Below are 25739 nucleotides of genomic sequence, written 5' to 3' on the forward strand. Positions count from 1 at the left end.
TTTATAACTCCTGCTCCCTTCTTTTCATTAACATTAATTGAATAACTGTGATAAGGAGTACGATTATAAATAAAACCGTAGACTTGGCTGTCGCATAACCAAACCGTATATTACCTGTAAAAGCTTCTTCATAAATATTAATTGCTGCAGATTGTGTTGCACGTCCGGGCCCGCCTCCCGTGAGAGAATAGATTACGTCAAACACCTGGAAGGATGAATTTAGCGTCCAGAATACACAGATCGTAACTGCATGCCGTATCATAGGAAAGGATACCCTCCAAAATTTCTGCCATCCGGTTGCACCGTCTAAGCCGGCGGCTTCTATCAAATAAACCGGAACTCCCTGTAGTGCTGCCATATAAATAATCATTAAATACCCTGCCATTCCCCATGCTGATACGATAATAATCGCTATAAAAGAATACTTCGGATCACCAATCCAGGATTTATCCAGGAATTTAATATTCCAGTTATCTGCCATATAATAACACACCTTTGTAAAGATAAAAGTCCACATATAACCTCCGATGATCATACTGATCATATTAGGCATATAAAAAAGGGTGCGGAAAAATCCTTTCCCCCTCTTCCTGCTTTCAATTCCTACCGCTAATAATAGTGCTACTATATTTGCAGCCAGTACCATTACGAATACATATTTTATAGTAAATATCATGGAATTCCAGAAATTAATATCCTGAAAAATCTCGATAAAATTAGTAAGTCCCACAAAATGATATGTTTTATTCAAACCATTCCAATCTGTCATGGAATAAAAAATTCCGGAAAATGCAGGGAACAGTTTAAAAATAATATAAACTATCAAAGCAGGAGCTGTAAATAATAATAAACTGAGATTTTGATTTTTTTTCTTAGTCAAATTGTCTTTCTCCTTTACCTTATTAAGGGCGGGCAACCCGCCCGCCCTCTATTTACCTGTGCGAAAACAAACCTGTTTTTAGTTCAAAGCATTGGCATCTTTAAAGGTCTTATCCAAATCTTTTATAATGTCCTCTTTCGTTATAGAACCAACATAATATGCCTGCAAAAGTTTTCCCTGCTCATCCGTTACTGCGGATGGTAACACTAAATCCTGATATGAACGCCCCTCCTCCACATATTTGGAGGCCTCAGCCACCCATGAGGAAGATTCATAATTATGACAAGTTGCTAAAGGATTAAAAGAACAGGATTTAAACAAAGCAGAGGAATCTTTGTCATCTAATACATAATTAGCAAATTTTAATGCTAAATCCAGCTCTTTACTACCTGGATATACGCCTAAAGTAGTGGAAGTTGAAAGATTAACTAATGTGCAGTCTTTATTATTGTTGATCGGTAGTGGAAATACACCCATATGCATATCCGCATTGGTTGTCATTATGGTTTGTGCCGCCCAGGTACCCTGAACAAACATAGCCGCTTTTCCGTTTGCAAAGTCCGCACTGGCTGCTTCACTTCCTTCTTCCATTGCTCTGTCTGTACCATTAGCAATAATCAGATCAATCGGATCAAAGATGTCTTTGATTTCCTCATAAGAACCCTGATCCTTGTACATACGTTTAAGCCAATCCGTTGTTTCACCGGAAACTTTACCGCCTATGGTAAGAGCCGTCATTAATTGAGGAACCCATTGTTCCTGAAATGCTAACAGAAATGGAGTATACCCTTTTCCTTTTAAAACTTCACACACATTTTTCAAATCATCTAATGTCTCCGGAACGCTTAACCCACAATCTTTAAATATATCCTTGTTATACAGAACCCCCCAGGCCTGGCTTTCAATCGGTACTGCATATAACTTTCCATCTGTGGATACGGTTTCTTTCACATTGTCATAGATTTTATCCGCTAATGCTTCTTTTGATATATCTGCCAAATTACCCGCCTTCGCATAGGCAGAGATATTGTTACTATGTAAAGTATATAAATCCGGTGCATCATCCCCTGACAATCTCGCCTGAAGTACACTGTCATACTGATCGGAACTTGGCATTTCAAGATTTACCTTTACTTTAATATTCTCTTCTTTTAGCATCTTATCTTCAAATTGTTTGCAGTAAGTTTCCCACTGATCCATATATTGCGGAAAACTCATCATAATATTTAATTCGGCTTCCTTAGTGACCTGTTCCCCATCGGTTGCTTTTGATTTACCGCAGGCAGCTAGAGATACTGCCATACAGATTGTAAGTGCTAGTGCAATAAACTTTTTCATATTTTACACCCATTGCATACCGCAGACAGGTCTGCGGTACTGCCACAATAAAAATGGTTGAAAGAATTCATATGTGGCATTCCTTCCATTTATTAAATTTTCTTTCAACTTTTTCCTCTCCATGTTCTTTTTACATATAATAATTTGGGGTAGCTACACCTGTAGTTAATACAAATATTGTGATTAACTATAGTAAGATAATACAACTATTACTGCAAAAAGGCATTTTCTATTTTAAGTATAATTTATTGTCAATTATTAAACTCCCTTATTTCTCCGGGTGTTTTACTGTAATATTTCTTAAAAGTTTTATAAAAATGAGCCTGATCCACATATCCGACTAAACTTCCCGCCTCTTTTATTGGTATTTTATAATCCAGAATTAGCTCCTTTGCTTTTTCCATTCTTAAAGCCGTTACATATTCCGAAAAGCCTTTCCCAATGGATGCTTTAAAAGTTTTACTTAAATATTCTTTACTGACATAAAACAATTCCGCAGTTTGTTCTAAGGTGATTCCCTCTGTATAATGTTCCATAACATAACCTTTTATTTTCCCGATATCCAGTTTATTTCGGTTTCTGGTCAATTCCTGTATCACTGAGGCAGCTTTTAAGTATAAGTGACAAACGAAAGATAACATCTCCTCTAATGTGCTTTCACTGCTGAAAACAAATGTTGTTGTTTCATCGGAAAAGACTTCATCCGGTTCATATTCCCTGCTTATGATAAATCTCTGTAAAACATTCATCAACGTATAATAAATACAGATCATATTTCCTTTTGATAAAGGTATATTCTGATTTTCCAGGATAATTAACTTCCTGACCGCCTCAAATTTCTGCTGTATTACCTGTAAATCGCAGGAGCATAATGCATCATATAACGCATCCCTTAAACCGTTAAATTTACCTGCCCAGCTTACATTAAGAAATCCCTCTTCTATATTAATAACTGCCCTGGTACTTTCTTTTTTATCCGATAGTAAGGCCAAACAATGGTCCAGCTGATTATTTAATTCTTCTTTTTTAATTGGTTTTAACAGATAATCTACCACCTCCAATTTAAGAGCACTACGGATATAGGCGTAATTATCATATCCGCTGATAAATATTACCAGTGATTTATTACCCTCTCTTCTTAAACTATCTATCAATTCGATACCGCTTAGCTGAGGCATCTTTACATCCGTAAGTATTATGTCCGGCGACGTCTGTCTGATTAATTCTAATCCATACTCCCCGTCCGAGGCTTCGCCGACAATTTCAAGTCCCTTATTCTCCCACTCCCCCAGACTTTTGATAACTTGTCTTGTCCATGGCTCATCATCAATAATAACTACTTTATATCTGATCATAATATACAACCTCCTTTACTGCTTTTAATAATACTTGTACCTTGGTTCCTTGACCGGCTGTACTGTCAATCGTTACGCCATAGTTATCACCGGGATACTTCAGTTTTATACGGGAATGTACATTACAAAGTCCTATATGGGAGCTTGCTTTTAATGCTTTTTCTGCATCATTCCCTAACATCTCTCTAATATCCTTTAATCTTTCTGGAGTAATTCCAATCCCGTTATCGGTAACGATCAAAAGCAAATCACTCTGCTCCGTTATAAGGCATTCCAGTTCAATGCTCCATTTACCGGATTTATTCGTAAGTCCATGCTCAAAACTGTTTTCCACAATTGGCTGTAAAATTAATTTTGGTATCATATAATCCATTAATTCTCTGGATATGTGCAAGTTTAAGTCGATGCGGTTACCAAATCTTTCATTCTGTATCATGAGATAACTTTGCAGATAATGAATTTCCTCCCTTAAAATAACCATTTCCTTAGAGAAATTTAATGTGTACCTCATGATATCGCTTAAAGCGGTAGTAACCGAATAAATCTCGGGAGCCTGTTTTTTAAGGGACATCCCTCCGATAACCTGAAGCGTGTTATACATAAAATGAGGATTGATCTGAGCCTGTAATGCCCGCAGTTGTGCATCTCTTTTATCAATTTTGCTCTGATATTCCTGCCTGATCAATCTCTGGTTACGTTCCAGCATGGTTGCAAAGCTATCCTGCAAAACACCGATCTCATCAGCTCGTTCTTCTGATTTCACATCTGAGTAATCATCCAGCATGACAGTAGTCATTTTTGCTGACAATTCAATTATTGGCTTGCTATATACCCGTGAAAAAAGTATGGATCCAATTACAGAGATGATAACGGCAAAAAACGCCACTAATAAACCACCCAATATAGTATTACTTAATGCAAATACAATGGTGCGGTTCGGAACAGTTAAAAGAACTTTTAATTTGGCGCCGTTTACGGATCTGTAAAACCAGAAATTGCCGTCTTCAAATGTTTCCTGCAAATGGGATTTATCCAACTTCGACATAATATGAACTGCCTTATCTGCATGTATTACCGAATTATTTCCGTAATCTGCTTCGATTAATTCATTCTGGTCATTATAAATCATAATGGATTCGTCCGCAGTCATTTTAATGTCCTCTAAAATGTCCTGAATTTCGTACGGACGCATTTGCATGGTAATTAAGGCAATCGGCTTATGGTTATAAAAATTATAAATTTGATGAGCGGCAGTAATTTCCTTACCATTTCTTAAGAATACCAGATTGGTCTGCAGACTGGAATCTCTTTGTTTCCACTTTGAAAGTCTGTCATCAGTCGGCATCAGGGAGGCTCCGGACCGTTTTGCCAATAACACCAGATTGCCTGACAGATTATATAATTCCATGGAATTAAGATTACTGTCCATGCTGATGGTTTCGTTTAAGGCAGAAATCAATCTTAATTTAGATTTATAATCCAATTCGTTTAATCTGCACCATTTTTTAATATCCGTTTTAATATCTTTATCAACTTCAAACTCATAAAAACGGTCCGTGTAATTCTTAAGTTCCAGGTCCAACCTGTCCTGCACCCATCGTACACTCATCCTGCGGTTATAGATTAACTGATCTTTCATTGTGTTATATGTAATATAAGCTGCTATCACAGTAATTAAAACAACCAGAAATACCGAGAAAGTTAACATACTGATTAATAATTTTTTGCGTATGGATAAGTTTTTGTTTCGTTGCATTTTGCCCTCCCGGCATTATATTGGTTTATATTTTATGTTATAATTTACTATTATATCATGTAAAGCTAAAAGCATAATGATTTTCTTTTGTATTTATTTAATCTGGATTATTGTATTTTATTAAACTTAATTACAAATCGTTTTTTTATTTTATGGGGCAGTTCGCAGAACCCACCTATGAAACGAAAAGAGTCTGGCGAGCCAGACTCTAGCGCTGACGCGCTGTCACGACAGTGACATCTTCCTTAAGTGCGTCAAACGCATCCTGCCTGGAAAGTTTTTTTATTGCATAGGTAAGTTCGGAGAACTTTCTATGCAATAAAAAAACCAGCATCACTATCTGATACTGGTCTTACAAAATTTTTTTACTTCCATATAATCTGTTAACAATGTTTATGTTCACTTTCAACCGATTGGCCACTAAGTAATTAATTTAGTTTCTTTTCTTTGGTAATCTGTTTATTATCATACATATATTTATCAATCAATTTCTGAAATTCTTTCGTACTTAGGTTCGAATTAAAATCATAAACAGAATAACCCATACTGAAGCTTAAATTAAAAGGCTCCGCATTGGTACAGTTATATTTTTCTAAAGCATATCTGATTTTTGTAACAGTCTCTTCTAGTTTTATTTCATCCGATATATCAAGAATGACACAAAACTCATCCCCTCCGAAACGCGAAATGAAATCATTTGAACGTAAGCACCCTCTTAATAATTTGGCCGATATCTGCAAAGCACGGTCACCTGTATCATGTCCATAGGTATCATTTATTGATTTAAAGTTATCCAAATCCAGCATTATTGCGGAAAAGGTCCTGGCGTTCGTACTTAAACTGATTTTCTGTTTTAAATATAATTCGAGTTTTTTTCGGTTATATACCCCTGTAAGATAATCAGTATATATATTATTGTTTTGGACATACAATGCCACAATTAATAAAGAAAATACAATTCCATGTAAAACAATGGATAAACCATAGAAATTAATCTGTATTATAATACAGACAAACGGTGAAACACCGCAAAAAATAAGTGAAAAAAAATGTTTCTTATCAATTCTGTCCCGATTGATTAGGGTTAGTATAAAAGCTGCCAGAACAAAACCTGTAGTCACAAGTGCTGCAAACAAAAAAAGTGGACCTCTATGATATATATTATCGGTATCAATATAATAATACCAACCGAAAAATTGTGTGCAAATTAGTAATACCAGATTCAAACCATTTACTGCATTTATTAATAATAGCAGGTATTTGGGTTTTTCTATTTTATGATATATCTGGTCATATACATAAACCAGCCATAAAGATGACATAATCGGGTTAAGCAAAAATACTACAAAATTACCAATATGGTTGATTAACGGGTAGAAAGGTTCTGTCTTACCGTCAAATCTGCTTAATATATCTACGAAAAGCATCAATATGGTGATTTTCAACAGCCATTTATATAGTTTATTCTGAAGAGAATTTTCTTCATTATGTTTTAATGAGAAGATATAGATGACTATAAGAATCCCGGTCGAATACATATTTATAATAATGTTACTAGCTAAATTCATATGCATGCTCCTTATTATAATTACTGGCTATAAAAGTTTTATATGTATTAAGTAATAGCTATTATCATATTCTCAATATATACTTCTATAATTCGATAAAACTATTTATCTATTAGAAATAAACTTTTTCGATCCCTGTTAAGCTGCTTTGAAGAAAGATGTATTAAGGTTTCTTCCAATGCGGATAAAACTGCTATGCAGATCAGCCAAAAAATTACACTCTGATGAGTAAAACTGATTATAGGAATAAAAAAGACAAATAATCCGGTAAGTTTATTACCCCAGGTATGTAATATAACAAAAGTATGATATTTAAATATTCCTATGCCAATATTAATCAGGCGAATAATCAAAATTAGTATAATAAATGGGATAAATCTGATGAAATCAATTCCCATCCACAATATAATGGATACCATGATTACAGCAAAAAAGAATAGATCAGCAATGGAATCTAATTTTGCCCCAAGTTCGGTTTGAGTATTTGTTTTTCGTGCAATATATCCGTCTAAAAGATCACTCGCGCCGCAAATAATATATAAGATTATAAATATCTGCGGATATCGGAACATAAAAAATAATATGAGGGATAAAAAAATTCTTGATACCGTGATTATATTAGCTATATATTTCAATGTTTACTCTCGCTCCTGTTTTCTTTCTCTCTCACTAAATCATTTAACTGGAATCTTCCAATATGTGGCATACCATTCTTTTATTACAATTTTTTTACGCTATGAATCATTATACCATCTTTTTTAAATTTTACTATATAAAATGTTAAATTTTCTCAAATTTAGGCAAATCTTGAAACTGGGGTTTGGTTCTCCATTTGTTATATCTCTAGTATTATGGCAAGTGAGGCTCCAATATTTACACTTTAATTTTATGTAAATAAAAACAGCTTTCCGTGATTCATAATACCTCAAATCACAGAAAGCTGGCACTTAAAACTATATTAACAGAAAGATTTAAATCATTTATAATTAATGTTATGACTACTGGATTCCTATATTATATGGCAGCTAAAATACTCTCGACTCGGCTTAATTCCTTACGGATTTTAAGCTTCTGAGGACATTTCTTTTCACAGAGGCCGCAATTTTTACAATTTTCAATTGTTTTGCCAGCTTCTGCTTTATATTTATTCATTTCTGATTTTGCATAATCCGTTAATCCATATACATTATGATAAGTATATAGGTTAAAAATGTGAGGAATATTAATACCCACCGGACATGGCTGGCAATAAGAACATCCGGTGCAATATAATTCACTGAATTTTTTAAGCTGCTCTACCGCATCACCTAATTGAGTCCATTCTTCTTTGGAAAGTAACGTATTATCACTACCGATAGCTAAATTTTTCTCTACCATATCGATATTCTGCATTCCTGACAAAGCACAGCTTAAATACGGATTACCTAATACAAATTTAAATGCCAGTTCATATGTAGCAATGGAGGGTTTACCGGTTAATTTGGTATAAAGGTCCGTAGGTGCAGCAAGTCTTCCTCCGCCAACCGGTCCCATTGCTACTACACCAAGACCTTTGGCACCTGCATAATTTATCATCTCTTCATTACTTCTGTCAAGCAGATTATACTGGACCAGCATGGTTTCCATCGGAATACCTTTTTCTTCAGCAGTATCAATAATATACTTAATATTCTGTGCATCATCATGAAATGAAAAGGAAATATGACGGATTAACCCTTCCTCTTTCGCTTTCTTAGCTTCTTCTAATAAATGCATTCCTATAATTCCCTCATCAAAAGATTTTTTATTGATACCCCAGAAATGATAAAAATCTATATATGGTGTATCTAATTTAGCAAGACTTTTTTCTAAAAATTTTCTGTAATCTCCGGTGGACTTACAATCAGTTACCGGTATCTTTGTAGATATCATAATCTTCTCGCGAACAGCCTTTAACGCTTTTCCCACTGCTTCTTCACTGTTAGAATGACAATAATATGGCGCAGTATCAAAATAATTAACTCCATTTTCATAGGCATGTAACAACATCTCTGTTGCTTTTTCCTGATCGACAAACCATTTACCGTCTTCTTCGTATTCCGGAAGCCTCATGCAGCCAAATCCAAGTGCAGATATTTTCTCACCGGTATTACCAAATTTTCTGTAATTCATTTTAAACTCCTTTCAAACCAATACATAATAGCTTATCATAAGTTACTTATCAAGCTTCTGATAAAAGGCGCTGTTTTTGCGTCGTGTATTTGACTATAGGAACAGATTTTTGCTTCTATAGCATAAACATAATTCGAGTATAGTCCATAGAGTTAACTCTAGGTCAATGTTTTTTTCTCATTCTATGTAAAATGAATAACCAGATATATGAATGTTATATCAAAAAAACGTATGATAATTGACACAATTTTTTTAATATGTTATTTTATATAGGATGGGGAAACTTAGGAGACAATGGAGGACGTTAGCATGGAATATACGATAAAACAGGTTTCAGAAAAAACCGGACTTTCCATATACGCTTTACGATATTATGATAAAGAGGGTTTATTGCCTCTGGTGAAAAGAAGCCCAAGTGGGATACGGAAGTTTACAGATAACGATATTGATTGGATTGGGTTAATCTGTTGCCTGAAGAATTCAGGAATGTCAATTGATAACATTAAAGAGTTTATGAATTTGTGCTTGCAAGGAAATGAAACAGTGGAGATACGAAAAAATATTCTTTTAAAACACAAAGAAAATATATTATCACAGATGAAACAATTAGAAAGCAGTTTAAGTACTGTTAATTATAAAATAGAACATTATAAGGAAATCGGAATTTTTCATATAGACAGTGAACACTAATTCAATTGAAATTATTAGGACTAGGTGCTTATAAACCAACTTAAGCACCTATTTGTTTCTTACACAAGCACTCTGTCATAACCTATACTGTCAGCCGGCTGACGCTCTATCTATAATTCTTTTATTTGCCTGTATATTCAGCTTTATCCAATAAATCCCCGCAAACCGCAAATATAAATATTGATATAACAATACAGCAGAATGTAAAAGGCACTGTTCCAAGAAACGAAAATGCTTTTGGCAATAATAGGATTGCTGCTACACTTGTACCTATTCCGGGAGCCATAACAATCATAAATAAAGACAGACCTAACATTGATGAAATTACTTTATTAGGCTGATTTCCAAGAACTCTCTGACACAATAAGGTATAACTGACAAAAATAACACCGGAAGAAGCATATGCAAGGCCCAAAAATATATTTAAGAGTGGTGAAGTTTTACTGATTATAGTGACGACAGTAAATATAATAACAGCATCAAAAAAAGGTTTGATAATACTGGTCATTGACGCCGATAACACTTTCCTAATTGACTTTTCAGGTATCAGATAAATATATGGCTTGGATAATTCATCCGATAACTTGCCCAATACAGTCAAAAAGAACTGGATATAAACTATAATTCCAAGTACAATATAAACCGAGTACTCCGTTTTCATAAAATAGCATAAGAAACCGGCACCTGCTGCCGTCAAAATCGTATAAGTATCAAGAAAAAGGAAACTGCTGGTTCTCTTCTGTTCTAATAAATGTTTATAGAATATGGCACTGTATCCTTTACCGCCCTGCAGCCCGATCTGTTCTTTTTTTATTTTTACCTTTTTTCTATTAGCTGCTCTTTTACCATTTTTAGCATCCTGAAGCCTATTATATGTCATCTCCGTGCTGACCAATACATCTTCATAATAATCAGCTTCACCAGTCGTAAACATGGATATAATAATGATACTGCTTATTAAAAATAACAATAAAGAAAGAAGCAGTGAAGCAACATTGCCCTCCACTGTAGCACTCATGAATAATACTGACCACCCCACAACAGGCATGAACTGAAATGGTTTATAGGTCATTAAATTTAATAAAGCATTTAATATGGTCCCACTATGTTGTAAATATTGAACATAGATTTCCAAAGCCGTTACTATAAACAATCCATATAAAACTGAGCTTATCAGATTCTTTCGTCTTTTATTCCCATTGGTAAATATATAAATTCCAATAGATAATAATTGGCAGAAAAATATGACTATAGCATAGACTAAAAATAAACTAAAGATAGCACCTAATCCCAGTCCAAAACTACTCCGTATTGATCGTATTTGGTAAAATATAAATATGGCACTTAAAAAAGTGGCAGCCATTTGCTTAATCAGTCCATAAATCAGTATCTTTCTTGTAGCTATTGGTGCCACAAAAAGAAGTCCAACATCTGCCATGGTAAATAAGGTAGATCCCGTTGACAAACCGGTATTAACAAAAGAAAATAAAAATATTGCTCCAATGCCTGCTACAATAGCATATAAGACCCGAATATCCGAATAATGTTTCGAGTTAGAAACACTACTTCCCGTTTGTATGGAAGAAATTATCATAAGCACAATTACAACCGCTATAATACCATACAAAACTAAATATGCAGGTTTTTTCCTAAGATTTAATATTCTGTTTTTAAATGTCGTTCTCATAAGGTAAATTAATGCTTTCATACTTTCACCTCAACTTGAGCATTTTTATTTCTTTCCGTAATTTCAAAAAACAGTTTTTCTAAATCTTCTCCGGTGCCCTCTATTTCCCTGCGCGATCTGGATGCAACGATTTTACCATTCATCATAATGTTTGTACTGTCCCAAAATTCAGAAACACTGTCAAGCATATGAGTACTTAATAATATTGCAGTACCATTCTGCTTGTATTCCACAAACAGATTTTTTAATTCTTTAATGGCATGCGGATCTAACCCAACTAAAGGTTCATCAAATAACAGTACTTTTGGATCTGGCAGAAGACCGCAGCAGATACTTACCTTTTGCTGCATACCTTTTGACAGTTCATTACCTAATTTATTCTTTTTATCATCCAATTCAAACCTTTGGAATAATTCTTCCGCCTTACCTTTCCAATTCTCAAGAGAATAAGCCCTGGCTATAAATTCCATATGCTCCCATATCGTCAGCATATCATAAAGGGCAGGTAATTCTGGAATATATCCTAAGTTGCGTTTAGCCTCTGTTGTTTTATTCTTTTTACCGCAGATTAAGATTTCACCTTGAAATCTTAATAAACCGGCGATACTTTTGATTATGGTAGACTTACCAGCTCCATTAGGACCAACCAGTATAGAAATTTCACCGGGAAAAACCTTAAAACTCAATGAATCATTCGCCAGGAACTTACCATATTTTTTTGTAACGTTTTTAACTTCTATCATACTAAAAATTTTTGCAGAACTACCGCAAAATCCCTCCTTTATTTTTATATAGTAACAGGCAACTGCAATTTGAAACATTTAATAAAATCTTAAACAATGAGTTATATTATTTCTGTATCCTTAATGCTTTCAGCTCTAAAAATCCGGAAATACCTGTACTACATGGTTTTGATTATCTCATACATATTATGGAAATGCAATAATAACTTGCTAAACAATTAAACAACTGGTATGATTCTATTATTATATAATTAACATTGTTACCATACCAATTTAGGAGGTATCCACATGCTTACTATTAATATTGATCCCCATTCATCCCTGCCAATGTATGAACAAATCTATAATTATATAAAAAACGAGATTAAAAACGGAACACTTCCTTATCGTTATAAATTACCTTCTACCAGGAGCTTAGCAATAAATCTGCAGGTAAGCCGGAATACGGTGGATATGTCCTATTCACAGTTGGTTTCAGAAGGATATATTGAATCCATACCCAAAAGCGGATATTATGTGGCTATGGTATCCGACCTGATGCATATAAATCCACATGGTCCTTCAGTATTAAAAACATCAATACAAACCAAACAGCAATATCGGTATGACTTCTCACCGTTTGCCATTGATATTAATAATTTTCCTTATAATATCTGGCGTAAGTTGTCTAAAAACTGTATGAATGAGTATAATAACGCTCTGTTTCTCTTAGGCGATAATCAGGGTGACGAAAGTCTTCGATATGCCATAAGCCGATATCTTTTTGAATCCCGCGGTGTTAATTGCAGTGAAGAGCAGATTATTGTTGGAGCAGGGGCGGATTACCTGCTTCAGCTGCTTTCCCAGCTTTTTCAATATGTAAATACCATTAGAACCATAGCCATGGAGGATCCAACCTACAAACAGGCATATAAAATATTTACCGGACTGCATTATTCCGTATTACCAATAGACTTAGATCATAATGGTATTAAGATGCAGCCGTTATATGAATCGGAAGCCAGTGTAGTATATGTAACTCCCTCTCATCAATATCCGCTTGGAATTGTTATGCCAATTAAACGCCGTATGGAATTATTACAATGGGCCGATAAGGATCCTGACCGTTATATTATTGAAGATGATCATGACAGTGAATTCCGATACAAAGGAAAACCGATTCCGGCCTTGCAGGGTATTGATTCCTCCGGTAAGGTTATTTATCTTGGAACCTTTTCCAGAGCAGTAGCACCGGCTATTCGTGTTGGTTATATGGTCTTGCCAAAAAGGCTTCTTGAATTGTATAAAAAACATTTATACTATTACTCTTCTACGGTATCCCGAGTAGATCAGAACATAATTACACACTTTATTACGGACGGATACTTTGAACGGCATTTAAATAAAATGAGAAAAATTTATAAAAGTAAACATGACCTGTTAGTTCAATGTTTGAAATTATTCAGAGAAAAAGTAGTTATTGAGGGCGAAAACGGTGGTTTACATCTAGTATTGCATTTTAATAGTAAGGCAACCGAGAATGAAATAATAGAAATAGCTAAAAAAAAGGAAATTAAATTGTACGGACTTAATGAACATTATATAAAAAAGGTTGATACTTTTTCTTCACCCTCAATTCTGTTAGGTTACGCCAATGTACCGGAAGATACTATTCCAGACGGAATTAATGCTTTATATGAAGTACTAAACAGTTACCTGGATCCTATGTTATAAAAAGAATATTATATTTTCACGACGCGCGCAGTCAGCAAATCTGTCAGAATATTGCACAGGAGTGCACATAATGAAAGGGGGAATAATATTCCCCCTTTCATTATGCTTAATTTTATAAAGTTATTTTATCCAAAAATGAATCAAAATATTTATTAGATTCTTGTTTATTTGTTAAAAGTATTATTGCTTTAAAATAAACAATTCCACAAATTATATTTTCAAAATAAGTTTTAAATACGAAGCATTAAACCATAAAACCTAAATTATGTAAATAAAAAATCCATATTTTCCGCTAATACTACTTTTTTAATACGGATAAAATTAAATTAGCCGGAAATAACCGTTGCTCGAACAAAAGAGTCAAAGATAATATACCTTGAACGAACCCTATCAAAAAAAATATTACATGAAGGGACGCAACAGCCTGAAGCATAATACATTGTACAATAATCCAAATAACTAACGCTCCGCTTATAACTCCGCTAAAATACCCTTGATACCGTATCTTAAAGCGAAACAGAAAAGCACAAAAAATATTTCCCAGACCCATAACGATAAACAATACGATCCCAGGTATAAAAAAATTATGAAAAGGGGAGAGTTTCAGAGCCTCGACTGTAATACCAAGAGGATTCCACGGATTGGATATCGCAGCATAACCACCTGCCATAGCCCCAAAACCAACAAATAAATGCAGTATCAGTAAAGTACGGTGTATTATTTTCATTCTTATTCCTCCTCATTATAATAAAAGGCAATTTCTTTAATACTTTATCTTTGAAAAATATTCTCGTCCGAATAGTATATCTTTTTGCATCTGCGCTTTCAGTTCATCTAATGACTGAAATTTAACTTCACGTCTCTCTTGGTTATATAAACAAACTTCAATGGTTGTACCGTATAAATCCGAATCAAAATCAAAAATATATGTTTCAACCCTGCGTTCCGGCGTAGTACCCACGGTCGGATTAAATCCAATATTGGTAACACCGGGATATTTTTTACCGTTTATAATAGTAATGGACGCATAAACACCATTCGGAGGCAATAATTTATGTTCTGCCGGGATCAGATTCGTAGTAGGAAATCCCAACGTACGTCCAATTTTTCTGCCATGCTGCACCTCTCCGATTATGGAAAACGGTCTGCCTAACATGGAGTTCGCCTTTTCTAAATTGCCTTCCAAAAGTTCATTCCGTATATAAGAGCTGCTGATTACCTGATCTTCCAATTTTATTTTATCAAATACAACTAATTCATAACCATAGATACCGGACATAGCTTCAAGCAAGGTTACATTTCCTCTCCGATTATGTCCAAAGCGAAAGTCCGAACCGACAACTATCATCCTTGCATCCAGGTTGTTAATTAAAACATCTTTTATAAAATCCTCCGGTTCTATGGAAGCGGTTTCTTCCGTAAAAGGGTATGAGACTAAGACATCCAAACCGCTTTGTTCTAATAAATACCGCTTTTCCTCTTCCGTATAGATGATATCAATTTCTATATCTGAAAACAGGTTGTTTGGATGAAACATAAAAGTAAACATCACAGCCTGATATCCTTTACTTTTTTGCTCTAATATCTTATCCAGCAAAAGCTGATGCCCGCGATGTATTCCATCAAACTTTCCTAAAGATACGACTGAATTATGAAGTTTAAAATCCGTTTTACCAGTTATATATTTCATATTTTCCACCCATCGCATATCGCAGGCCAACCTGCGATACTGCCACAAATAAGAAAAAGTGAAAGAATCCACATGTGGCATCTTTCTTTTCTAAATTTTCTTTCACTCTTCCAGACATGATGCCGCTCTGGCAGCATCCCAAATAATACATGAAGAAGCTTGCAATGAGTACCTTTTGCTCTCATTGTAAGGTTCTTCCAGTGGGAAAGCGTTTTTCTATCACGCTTGTACTTCTATTAAACTTACAAAAACATTTTTACCGGTTTAAATACTTTCTCTTTAAATACATATTCATATATCCCGATAAATTGATACTGCCAGTCATAAACCCGTAACTTTCTGTTATTATCATAATTTACAACAGTTTCTTCTTTTATCTGCTCCTTATAAAAAGAGTTCCCGTTATAAATTAATTTCGTATATTCCTCAGATACAATAATTTGGGGATAATCAGGGAACATATCATCTACTTTTATTATATAATTCTGTAAACGGTCTTGCACGAAAGCATCCTGAATTTCAGATAATTTTAAACTTTTTTCCAGAGAAAAGGCTCCGGCTTTGGTTCTTAACAGACTTTTCATACAGCCGCCGCATCCTAAAAAGGCACCGATATCATGGCATAAAGTTCTGATATAAGTACCTTTTGAACATTCCACTGATATTCTTATTTCATGTTTTTCTACATTAAAATCAAGAATTCGGATATTATGTATCCTTACTTTCCTGGTCTCCCTTTCAATCTCTTTGCCTTCCCTGGCCAGTTCATACAAGCGTTTACCGCCAACTTTTATAGCAGAATACATAGGCGGTAATTGATTGTAATCACCTACAAAACTAAAAATAGCTTTCTCAATCTGCTCTCTGTCTGCAGTAACCTCAGAAGTATTTAATACAGTACCGGATATGTCCTGCGTATCCGTAGTGAATCCAAGTAACAGAACAGCTTCATAAATTTTATCCCTTTCTGTCAGCATATCACATAGTTTTGTTGCATTTCCAAGACAAACAGGCAGTACCCCTTCTGCATCAGGATCAAGGGTGCCGGTATGTCCGATTTTTTTCTGTTTAATAATACCTCTTAATTTAGCAACGACATCATGGGAAGTAAATCCTTTTTCTTTATATACATTGATAATTCCGTTAATCAATATTCCGACTCCTGTTCACTTGTTAAATTCGCTAATTGATGTTCTATGTGCCCAGTCAGATTATTTACTACGTCGTGAATGGTACCGTGCATCGTACAACCGGCTGCCTTAATATGTCCTCCGCCGCCGAAATAAGAGGCGATCTTTCTGACATCAACTTCTCCGTTGGCTCTCATACTTACTTTGTATTCGTGAAAATCTGTTTCATAAAGCAGTATGGCTACCTCCACACCTTTCGTAATCCTGAGCTGGTCTATAATACCATCCAAATCTGCAGAGGTTGAATCATAAAATTCCAGCATTCTTTTACTAACGGAAGTTACAATACACTTGCCGCCCAGAATTAATATACTCTCTAACAGACACCGGCCTAAGATCTGGTTCTGATGATAGTTTTTTATATAGAATGTTTCATCAATTATTTGAGAAAAGGGAACACCTTTTGAAATAAGTTTACCTGCTATATTCATGGTTTTCTCCGAAGTATTGGAATGCTTAAATACCCCGGTATCATGAATAATTCCGAGATATAACGCTTTTGCTATGGATATTTCAATTTTATCTTCTTCAAATAAATCAAAAAGAACTTCACAGGTTGAACTTGCTTCCTCTTCTACGTGATTGACATCAGCAAAATTCAAATTACTGATATGATGATCTATATTTATAGTTTTATGTGCCTGCTCAAAATAAATCTGTGCAAATCCTAAACGATCTAAACTGCTGCTGTCTAAAGATATAAAAACATCATAAATAATACCTTCGGTATTCTCTTTCTTAATTACTTCGGTATCTCCAATGATTTTAAACTTCTCAGGAATTGTCTCCAGATATAAATCGATAACCGGATTTCCAGACAGATTTTTCTTTAAATAATGATATAATGCCAGACAGGAACCTGCACAGTCACCGTCTGGTCTAATGTGACCTGCAATTCCTATGGTTCTGGCATCTCTCAATTCATCTAATACATTTTTCATACTAACCTCCATACACAAACAATACCAGTAAAGCAATACAAATTCTGCTTCTTAACTACTTATGCCGCTTCTTAAGGTATCCCTCCATGTTTGTACCATTTTGGACTGTTTTCCTTTTTGTTTAGAAATCATTATTCTTCATCTGGTTTTGATTCATTTATTACTTTAATATCGTCTTCTACATCGTCTTCTACATCATCTTCTGACTCTTCATCAGAGTCATAACCGTCATCTTCCACTTCCGCAGAAGAATCCTCAGTTTGTTCATCTTCTAAATCTTTATTAACTTCATGAATCAACCGGGACATATTAACACCATATTCTATAGATTGATCTAAGATAAAGGTAAGTTCCGGTGTATTGCGTAAATTGATACTTCTGGCTAACTGTCCTCTCATATAAGGAGCTGCACTTCTTAAACCTGCCAGAGTGTTTTTCTGTGACTCTTCATCACCCAGAACACTGATATAAACTTTTGCATGTTTTAGATCCGGAGCTACTTCAACAGCAACTACTGAGGTCATTGGATTAATTCTTGGATCCTTAATTTCTCTGTTAATAAGCTGACTTAATTCCCGCTGAACTTCACCGTTAATTCTGGTATTCTTAATACTGTTTTTTCTCATTTTTACACCCATTACATACCGCTAACTGGTTTGCGGTACTGCCTCAATGAAAAGAGGTTGAAAGAATCCATCTGCGGCATCCTTTCACTTTCTATATTTTCTTTCAACCTTTCCGACATGACGCCGCTTAGGCGGCATCTCAAATAATGGAGGAAGAAGTCTGGAATGAGCACACTTTGTGCTCATTTCGAGGTTCTTCCCAAGTGAATTAATATGCATAATTCACTTTGTGAAGATGTTTTTTTCTTCACATTTAACCCATTGCATACCGCAAGAAAAATGCCTCAATTAATATAGCAGCGCCATAAAGGTACTATATAACAGCCCGTTTTTATGGCGCATATATTTTATCTTATTTATAAATTGGTATAATTACACGTATTTATTATCTGGGAACTTCCTGCATAATATACAGTTCTACCATATCAAATTCTTTAATATCATTGAATTTTTCAAATACAAGACCACATTCATATCCTGAAGCCACTTCTTTTACATCATCTTTAAATCTCTTTAAGGAAGCCAGGGTACCCTCAAAAATAAGTTCACCCTCTCTTGTTATTCTTGCAGAACAACCTCTCGTAATTTTTCCGTCAAGAACATAGGAACCGGCAATCGTTCCAAGTCCGGAAGCTTTAAATACCTGCCTAACTTCTGCATGACCGATTACTTTTTCCTCATAAGTAGGATCAAGCATACCTTTCATGGCGGCTTCCACATCTTCTATCGCATTATAGATTACACGGTATAATCTTAAATCTACCTTTTCACGGTCTGCAAGTTCCTTAGCCGTATTGTCAGGACGAACATTAAAACCAATGATAATAGCGTTGGAGGTACTTGCCAGTGACACGTCGGATTCATTAATAGTACCTACACCACCATGGATAATACGTACTGCTACTTCATCATTGCTAAGTTTAACCAAACTTTGTTTAACCGCTTCCACAGAACCCTGAACGTCCGCTTTAATAATCAGATTAAGTTCTTTCACATTGCCGGCTTTAATTTGTGAGAATAAGCCGTCTAACGATAACTTTGCTTTGGTATCAGCTAAAAGTCGTTCCCTGCCTTGTGATATATAAGTTTCTGAAATGGAACGTGCTTCTTTTTCATTATCTGTTGCAATAAAGATCTCTCCTGCATCCGGTACTTCATTTAAGCCTAATATTTCTACAGGAGTAGACGGAGTTGCTTCTTTTACACGTCTACCTTTATCATCCATCATCGCCCTTACTTTTCCGTAGGATGATCCTATGGCTATGGCATCTCCCACATGTAATGTACCTTTTTGTACAAGAATGGTGGCTACCGGACCGCGTCCTTTATCTAATTCCGCTTCAATTACAATACCTCGGGCATTACGGTTAGGATTAGCTTTTAATTCAACCATTTCTGCAGTAAGTATGATCATTTCCAATAACTGCTCAATACCTTCCCTGGTATGGGCCGAAACCGGAACAAATACCGTATCACCGCCCCAGTCTTCCGCAACCAGTTCATATTCTGTTAATTCCTGCTTCACTCTTTCGATATTAGCACTTGGTTTATCTATTTTATTAATTGCTACGATGATTTGAATACCGGCAGCTTTCGCATGACTGATAGCTTCAACCGTCTGCGGCATAACACCGTCGTCGGCAGCGACTACTAAAATGGCAATATCCGTAGATTGTGCTCCTCTCATTCTCATAGAGGTAAACGCTTCATGACCAGGCGTATCTAAAAATGTAATTTTTTCACCGTTAACTTCAACCACATAAGCACCAATATGCTGGGTGATTCCACCTGCTTCATGGGAAGTCACATTCGTTTCACGAATCGCATCCAAAAGTGATGTTTTACCATGATCAACGTGACCCATAACGCAGACAACCGGAGGACGTTTTACTAAATTCTCTTCATCTTCCTCTTTTTCTTTCAGCAATTCTTCAATAACGTCTATCTTAACTTCATGTTCTGCTATAATATCAAATTCAATTGCAATTTCTTCTGCTTCTTCAAATGTTATCTCCTGGTTAATAGATACCATTTTACCGGCTAAGAATAGTTTCTTTACCAAAGCAGAAGCAGGTAATTTCATTTTATCTGCCAATTCCTTAATCGTTAAAATATCCGGAAGTGTTATCGTTTTAATCTCATCTGCTTTTGCTTCCTGTATTTGAACCGGCTTTGGTTTAATAAACTGTCCTTTTTTCGGTATTTTAATTTCATCTAAGTTTTCCGTATCGATCTGTTTATGACTATAATTATTTTTCGTGTTTTTAACACTTTTATTAGCTCTGCTGTTTCTGTTGTTTGCAGAGTCACTTCTTGACATTCCTATCGGAGCATCAAATTTCTTTGTGTCACCGCTTCTGGTATCTGATCTGCCGGGCGTTCTTTTTCTAGCGTCTCCATCTTTATTATAATCATCTTTGTCTTTGTTCATACCGCCGTAACCGGGAGTATAGTTTCTATTCTGGTAACCGCCGGAGCCCTCTGAACCACCCTGTGGCCTGTTATAGTTATTGTATCCGCCGTTTTGACCCGGTCTGTTGTTTTGAGAATTATAGGGTCTTGCACCGCCTTGATTCGGTCTGTCATTTCCATTATTATAAGTATTCGGTCTGCCCTGTCCGTTATTCATTGGACGGTTTTGATCCTGATTATAAGGACGGTTTTGACGATACTGTCCGCCAGATTGATTATTCTGACCATAGGGACGGTTCTGTCCTGATGATGCGCCTTGACCGGCCGGACGATTCTGACCCTGTCCACCTCCCTGACCATAGGAATTGCCCTGATTATACGGACGACTTTGGCCCTGCCCATTTTGATTATACGGACGGTTTTGGCCTTGCCCATTCTGATTATACGGACGGTTTTGGCCTTGCCCATTCTGACCGTAGGGAGTACGGTTCTGATCGCCTTGATTATTCTGATTATATGGACGGTTCTGACTCTGCCCATTATTTTGCCCGTAGTTACGGTTTTGGGAAGAGGAATGTTGATTACCCTGACCGTATGTTCTCATACCATTGTCACCGGTATTTCTCTGACCTTGCTGATCTCCCTGCGGTCTGTTATACGGACGGTTTTGGCCTTGCCCATTTTGATTATACGGACGGTTTTGATTATATTGTCCAGATGTTCTTTGATCGCCTGAACTACCCTGGTTATACCTGGTATTTCCCTGGTTATTCTGGCCGGAATAACCGTTTCCTGCTGGTCTGTTGTTTTGCTGTGTAACTGAAGCTGTATGAACTGCAGTATTGGAAGCCGGTGCGGATGGAGCTGGAGCTGTTTTGGAAACATAATCTGTTTTAACTGCCGGTTGAGCCTCTGCCGGTTTAACATTAGGTCCAAAATGACTTTTAACCATAGAAACAGTACTATCATCAATACTGCTCATATGACTTTTTACTTCCATACCCTTTTCATTTAAAAAAGTAATAATATCCTTACTATGTTTATCTATTTCTTTTGCTAATTCATATATTTTAATTTTTGCCATACTTACTACCTCCACTTTTTACGACCTGGTGTATGTATCCATACTACCATCCTTGTTGATTGTGTTCAGTTGCTTTTCTACCATATCAGCCAAGCCTTGGTCTAACAGAACCAGAGATGCTCTGAATTCTTTTCCTATTGCATGGCCGAGATTTGTTTTTTCACCAAAAAAGTAAATCGGCACTTTATAGTAAGTACACATATTGGTAAACATTTTTTTCGTATTATTTGATGCATCCTCAGCAATAATTACTAATTTGGCTTTTCCTTCCTTAACGGCCTTTTCTGTCATAAATTCACCGCTTGTAAGATAACCTGCTTTGGCTGCTATTCCAATATAAGAAAATACTTTTTTTTGTGCAATAGGCCTGGGCCCGGTACTATCCTTTTCATAATTCAAGTCCACTCAGCTCCTTTTCTAATTCCTCATAGACTTCACGAGGAATACTCACCTTTAAGGAACGTTCCAGTCCACGGCTTTTTGCGGCTTTCTGAAGGCATTCTGTCGATTTGCATATGTATGCTCCTCTTCCGTTCTTCTTGCCGGTAGCGTCGATAATGATATTCTCTTCCGGTGTTTTTATAACCCTGATCATATCTTTTTTATTTTTCATTTCCCCACATCCGATACATTGTCTTTGGGGAATTTTTTTCGCAACACTCATTAATTACCTACTCCCATCCATACCCTTCTGCTTGCGATTCACTCTTAATATCTATTTTATAACCGGTAAGTCTGGCAGCTAATCTTGCATTCTGGCCTTCTTTACCGATGGCAAGAGATAATTGATAATCCGGCACGATTACGCGGGCACTTTTCTCGCCCTCTTCAACGTAAACGGATACTACTTTTGCAGGACTTAAGGCATTTTCAATTAAAATAGCAGGATCATCATTCCAATTAATAATGTCTATTTTCTCGCCTCTTAATTCACTCACAATCGCATTTACCCTGGCACCATTCATACCAACACAGGCACCAACAGGATCTACATCCGAATTATTGGAATATACCGCCATTTTTGTTCTGGAACCTGCTTCTCTGGAAATACTCTTTATTTCCACTGTACCATCCTTTACTTCAGTTACTTCTGCTTCAAACAACCTTTTTACCAATTCCGGATGGGTTCTTGAGACAGTGATCCTGGGACCTTTTGTAGTATCTTTTACTTCTAATACATATAACTTAATACGATCCGTAGGTTTGAAATGTTCTGTTTTAACCTGTTCATTTTCCGTTAGAACAGCATCTACTTTTCCAAGATTGATACTTACATTATTGCCTACATAACGCTGAACAATACCGGTTACTACATCTTTTTCCTTACTGTAATACTGATTAAATAAAACTTTTCTTTCTTCTTCCCTGATTTTTTGTACCACTACCTGTTTGGCTTTCTGGGCAGCAATACGTCCGAAATTTTTAGGAGTTACTTCAACATTAACGATATCACCAATATTATTTTTTGGATATTTTAATTTTGCTTCCACGGCGTTGATTTGTGTTACAGGATCCACAACGGTTTCAACAATTTCCCTTTCGGCATAAACAGCAACTGCACCGGTATCCCTATTAATATTTACCCTGATATTATCTGCTTTGCCGAAATGATTTTTACAGGCTGCAACTAAGGAATTCTCCATAGCTTCCAATAATATTTCTTTACTGATATCTTTTTCTCTTTCAATCTGATTTAATGCATCAATTAACTCTTTGTTGTTATTCATTTTCTGCTGATCCTCCTCATAAATGTTCTTATTTCTATCCCTTAAAATTAAGTCTTAAAAATCAAAAGCTAAACGAATGAGTGCCGTATTGGAACGCGGGATATCTATAGTACTTTCATCATCCAGTTTAATTATAAATTTGTCATCATCGTAACCAACCAGATAACCTACGATTTCTTTCTGTTTATTAATCGGTTTATAAAATTTTATTTCAACTTCTTTATTTATACTCCTTGCATAATCCTTTTCTTTCTTTAACTGCCTGCCTAAACCAGGTGAACTTACTTCTAGGATATATGCATCCGGTATATAATCAAACTGATCCAATAAATCACCCAGCGCTCTGTTTACCAGTTCGCAATCATCTACCGTAATACCGCCTTCCTTATCAATATAAGCACGAAGGTACCAGTTACCGCCTTCTTTCACATATTCCACATCAACAAGTTCAAAATTATTTTCTTGTATTATCGGTTCTAACAGTTTTTCTGTTTTCTGTTCATATTCTTCTCTTTTAGTCATATAATAACCAAACCTTTCTCACAACCAGCAAACTTTGAGCCGCAGGCACAAATATGCGTGTGAAAAATTTATTTTCCACACTAACGTCAATGCTTTATGGGTATAAATCCTTAAGAATAGCTGCTTTTGCTATTCTTTTAATGGCTCGCATGTTCTTGGCGAGACTATTCACACTACACATATGCTCTTTGGGTTTAATTCCGGAAAAACATCGCTTTTGCCATTCTTCTGGAGTCTCTTATCCGAAGCTTTTGGCTCGAATATACTATGCGAGCCTATCCACACAAATATAAAGAGTGGACTTTCGTCCACTCCCATTCGTCACTGTATCATACTTACATTAGCATATTATAGCACTTATCATTTTATAATGCAAGTGATAATTTAAAAATTTTTCCATTTCACTTATCTTCTATGTGCAAGTTCCTTGACAATGTCTGACCAATCCAAGTTACACTCCGCCATAAGTACCATCATATGGTAAAGAAAATCCGATATTTCATATTTTAGCTCTTCCGAATCCGGGTTCTTAGCTGCAATAATTATTTCTGTAGCCTCTTCTCCGCATTTTTTTAATATCTTATCAATTCCTTTTTCAAACAGATAATTGGTATAGGAGCCTTCCTTGGGATTTTTTTTACGATCCAGAATAACATTAAATACCTCATTAAATACTGTAAGCGGGTTGGTATCATCATATTCTTTCTTAACCAGTTCCGTATAAAAACAGGATACATTACCGGTATGACAGGCGGGACCAATCTGGAAAACTTTTGCTAAGATAGTATCCTTATCACAGTCTAACATAAGTGCTTTAACGTATTGATAATGCCCTGAGGTTTCGCCCTTGGTCCATAATGTGCTTCTGCTCCTGCTGTAATACGTCATTTTACCGGTTTCAATTGTTTTTCTAAAGGCTGCTTCATTCATATAAGCCACCATTAAAACTTCGCTGGTCTTATATTCCTGGACAACTACCGGAATCAAACCATCCTTATTTAATTTAAATTCATTGAAATCAATACTGCTGTCAAAGGTATTCACCTCTATATTCTGCGCTTTTAAAGACAACTTTGCCTTGAACATATCTTTATTTTTAAAATAATTGGTTGAAATACCAAGTACGGTGACCGGTTCTAACAAAGAGGCTATATCATTATTGGAAAGACTGTCCCGTATTATTACCGGTAGTTTAATTGAATTAATCGTGTTAATTAAATCCTTGGTTAATTCAACATGTTTTAGTAATAAAGCATAAACCCCCAAGTCTTTCATTGTGTCTATAAATTCTTCATTCTGAATGTCCTTATAATTTTCCAGTTCAAGAATAATAGTATCCTTACCGAATCGTTCGGAAGCTTCTTTTACTACATTATTGTTTTTGAGTAATGAGTATTTTATCATTACATAGGAAGCACCGCTATACAAAGCTTTTTTAACATCTTCAAATCGTTCCACATAACAGCCTATATAAACAGGTATGTCAATCTGTTTAGTAATTTCTTTTACTGCACCTAAAAATTCCTCCCGGGATGTTTCATCCTTAGAATAATTATATACAAATAATTCATCTGCTCCGCCGATTTCATACTGAACGGCCTCTGATATAACATTAACCGGCAGTTCATTTTCACAATTTATAAAAGGAATAATTTTTTTATACAAT

General features: G+C 35.6%; 22 protein-coding genes. 2 read left to right on the plus strand and 20 right to left on the minus strand.

From position 1 onward, the window contains the following. Position 1: 1 nt before the first annotated feature. The 7 genes from RBU59_RS02350 to RBU59_RS02380 form a co-directional block, all read right to left on the minus strand. Positions 2-880, minus strand: coding sequence for a carbohydrate ABC transporter permease (locus tag RBU59_RS02350; protein ID WP_308146281.1), 879 nt, complete (start codon positions 878-880; stop codon positions 2-4). Between the two features lie 78 nt (positions 881-958). Continuing rightward, entirely contained in the window at positions 959-2218 is a 1260-nt protein-coding gene (locus tag RBU59_RS02355; RefSeq protein ID WP_308146282.1) for an ABC transporter substrate-binding protein, read from the minus strand. 251 nt (positions 2219-2469) lie between these two features. Beyond that, entirely contained in the window at positions 2470-3573 is a 1104-nt protein-coding gene (locus RBU59_RS02360; protein WP_308146283.1) for a response regulator transcription factor, read from the minus strand. Further along, positions 3560-5329 (minus strand): sensor histidine kinase, encoded by a 1770-nt coding sequence (locus RBU59_RS02365; protein WP_308146284.1) that lies wholly within the window; start codon positions 5327-5329, stop codon positions 3560-3562. The genes RBU59_RS02360 and RBU59_RS02365 overlap by 14 nt, the downstream gene beginning before the upstream one ends. Before the next feature lie 428 nt (positions 5330-5757). Continuing rightward, positions 5758-6897, minus strand: a complete 1140-nt coding sequence (locus RBU59_RS02370; RefSeq protein WP_308146285.1) for a GGDEF domain-containing protein — start codon at positions 6895-6897, stop codon at positions 5758-5760. 101 nt (positions 6898-6998) lie between these two features. Continuing rightward, the gene (locus RBU59_RS02375) at positions 6999-7532 is read right to left on the minus strand and encodes a CDP-alcohol phosphatidyltransferase family protein (protein ID WP_308146286.1); all 534 of its coding nucleotides are present in this window, start codon (positions 7530-7532) and stop codon (positions 6999-7001) included. 379 nt (positions 7533-7911) lie between these two features. Further along, the gene (locus RBU59_RS02380) at positions 7912-9048 is read right to left on the minus strand and encodes an aldo/keto reductase (RefSeq protein ID WP_308146287.1); all 1137 of its coding nucleotides are present in this window, start codon (positions 9046-9048) and stop codon (positions 7912-7914) included. A 309-nt stretch (positions 9049-9357) separates the two neighbouring features. On the opposite strand from RBU59_RS02380, the gene RBU59_RS02385 reads away from it, so the two are divergent. Further along, positions 9358-9738, plus strand: coding sequence for a MerR family transcriptional regulator (locus RBU59_RS02385; protein WP_308146288.1), 381 nt, complete (start codon positions 9358-9360; stop codon positions 9736-9738). A gap of 121 nt (positions 9739-9859) precedes the next feature. Here the strand turns inward: RBU59_RS02385 and RBU59_RS02390 are convergent, their stop codons facing one another. Both RBU59_RS02390 and RBU59_RS02395 read right to left on the minus strand, forming a co-directional pair. Next, on the minus strand, positions 9860-11446 hold the full coding sequence (locus RBU59_RS02390; protein WP_308146289.1) for a putative ABC exporter domain-containing protein: 1587 nt from the start codon (positions 11444-11446) through the stop codon (positions 9860-9862). Next, positions 11443-12246, minus strand: coding sequence for an ABC transporter ATP-binding protein (locus RBU59_RS02395; protein WP_330698462.1), 804 nt, complete (start codon positions 12244-12246; stop codon positions 11443-11445). Before RBU59_RS02395 ends, RBU59_RS02390 begins: the two co-directional genes overlap by 4 nt. 210 nt (positions 12247-12456) lie before the next feature. On the opposite strand from RBU59_RS02395, the gene pdxR reads away from it, so the two are divergent. After that, positions 12457-13881, plus strand: coding sequence for a MocR-like pyridoxine biosynthesis transcription factor PdxR (pdxR, locus tag RBU59_RS02400; protein ID WP_308146290.1), 1425 nt, complete (start codon positions 12457-12459; stop codon positions 13879-13881). Between the two features lie 298 nt (positions 13882-14179). Here the strand turns inward: pdxR and RBU59_RS02405 are convergent, their stop codons facing one another. The 11 genes from RBU59_RS02405 to hisIE all read right to left on the minus strand — a co-directional run bounded on the left by RBU59_RS02405 (position 14180) and on the right by hisIE (position 25738). Further along, positions 14180-14608, minus strand: a complete 429-nt coding sequence (locus RBU59_RS02405; RefSeq protein WP_308146291.1) for a hypothetical protein — start codon at positions 14606-14608, stop codon at positions 14180-14182. A 36-nt stretch (positions 14609-14644) separates the two neighbouring features. Beyond that, the gene (locus tag RBU59_RS02410) at positions 14645-15571 is read right to left on the minus strand and encodes a bifunctional riboflavin kinase/FAD synthetase (protein WP_308146292.1); all 927 of its coding nucleotides are present in this window, start codon (positions 15569-15571) and stop codon (positions 14645-14647) included. A gap of 242 nt (positions 15572-15813) precedes the next feature. After that, the gene (gene truB, locus RBU59_RS02415) at positions 15814-16722 is read right to left on the minus strand and encodes a tRNA pseudouridine(55) synthase TruB (protein WP_308146293.1); all 909 of its coding nucleotides are present in this window, start codon (positions 16720-16722) and stop codon (positions 15814-15816) included. Next, positions 16719-17702, minus strand: coding sequence for a DHH family phosphoesterase (locus RBU59_RS02420; RefSeq protein WP_308146294.1), 984 nt, complete (start codon positions 17700-17702; stop codon positions 16719-16721). Before RBU59_RS02420 ends, truB begins: the two co-directional genes overlap by 4 nt. Positions 17703-17833: 131 nt before the next feature. Then, positions 17834-18328, minus strand: a complete 495-nt coding sequence (gene rbfA / locus RBU59_RS02425) for a 30S ribosome-binding factor RbfA (RefSeq protein ID WP_330698463.1) — start codon at positions 18326-18328, stop codon at positions 17834-17836. A 385-nt stretch (positions 18329-18713) separates the two neighbouring features. Then, on the minus strand, positions 18714-21824 hold the full coding sequence (infB, locus tag RBU59_RS02430; RefSeq protein ID WP_308146295.1) for a translation initiation factor IF-2: 3111 nt from the start codon (positions 21822-21824) through the stop codon (positions 18714-18716). A gap of 18 nt (positions 21825-21842) precedes the next feature. Next, positions 21843-22223: a L7Ae/L30e/S12e/Gadd45 family ribosomal protein gene (locus RBU59_RS02435; protein WP_308146296.1), complete on the minus strand. Its 381-nt coding sequence runs from the start codon at positions 22221-22223 to the stop codon at positions 21843-21845. After that, positions 22213-22488, minus strand: a complete 276-nt coding sequence (gene rnpM / locus RBU59_RS02440) for an RNase P modulator RnpM (RefSeq protein ID WP_161838954.1) — start codon at positions 22486-22488, stop codon at positions 22213-22215. The genes RBU59_RS02435 and rnpM overlap by 11 nt, the downstream gene beginning before the upstream one ends. A gap of 7 nt (positions 22489-22495) precedes the next feature. Continuing rightward, positions 22496-23551: a transcription termination factor NusA gene (gene nusA, locus RBU59_RS02445; RefSeq protein ID WP_308146297.1), complete on the minus strand. Its 1056-nt coding sequence runs from the start codon at positions 23549-23551 to the stop codon at positions 22496-22498. A gap of 54 nt (positions 23552-23605) precedes the next feature. Beyond that, a complete protein-coding gene (gene rimP, locus RBU59_RS02450) occupies positions 23606-24073 on the minus strand; it encodes a ribosome maturation factor RimP (protein ID WP_308146298.1) in 468 nt (155 codons plus the stop codon). Positions 24074-24478: 405 nt separating this feature from the next. Continuing rightward, positions 24479-25738: a bifunctional phosphoribosyl-AMP cyclohydrolase/phosphoribosyl-ATP diphosphatase HisIE gene (gene hisIE, locus RBU59_RS02455; protein ID WP_308146299.1), complete on the minus strand. Its 1260-nt coding sequence runs from the start codon at positions 25736-25738 to the stop codon at positions 24479-24481. Position 25739: the final 1 nt, after the last annotated feature.

It is taken from the genome of Anaerocolumna sp. MB42-C2 (assembly GCF_030913705.1).
In the GTDB taxonomy this organism is placed as follows: Bacteria; Bacillota; Clostridia; order Lachnospirales; family Lachnospiraceae; genus Anaerocolumna.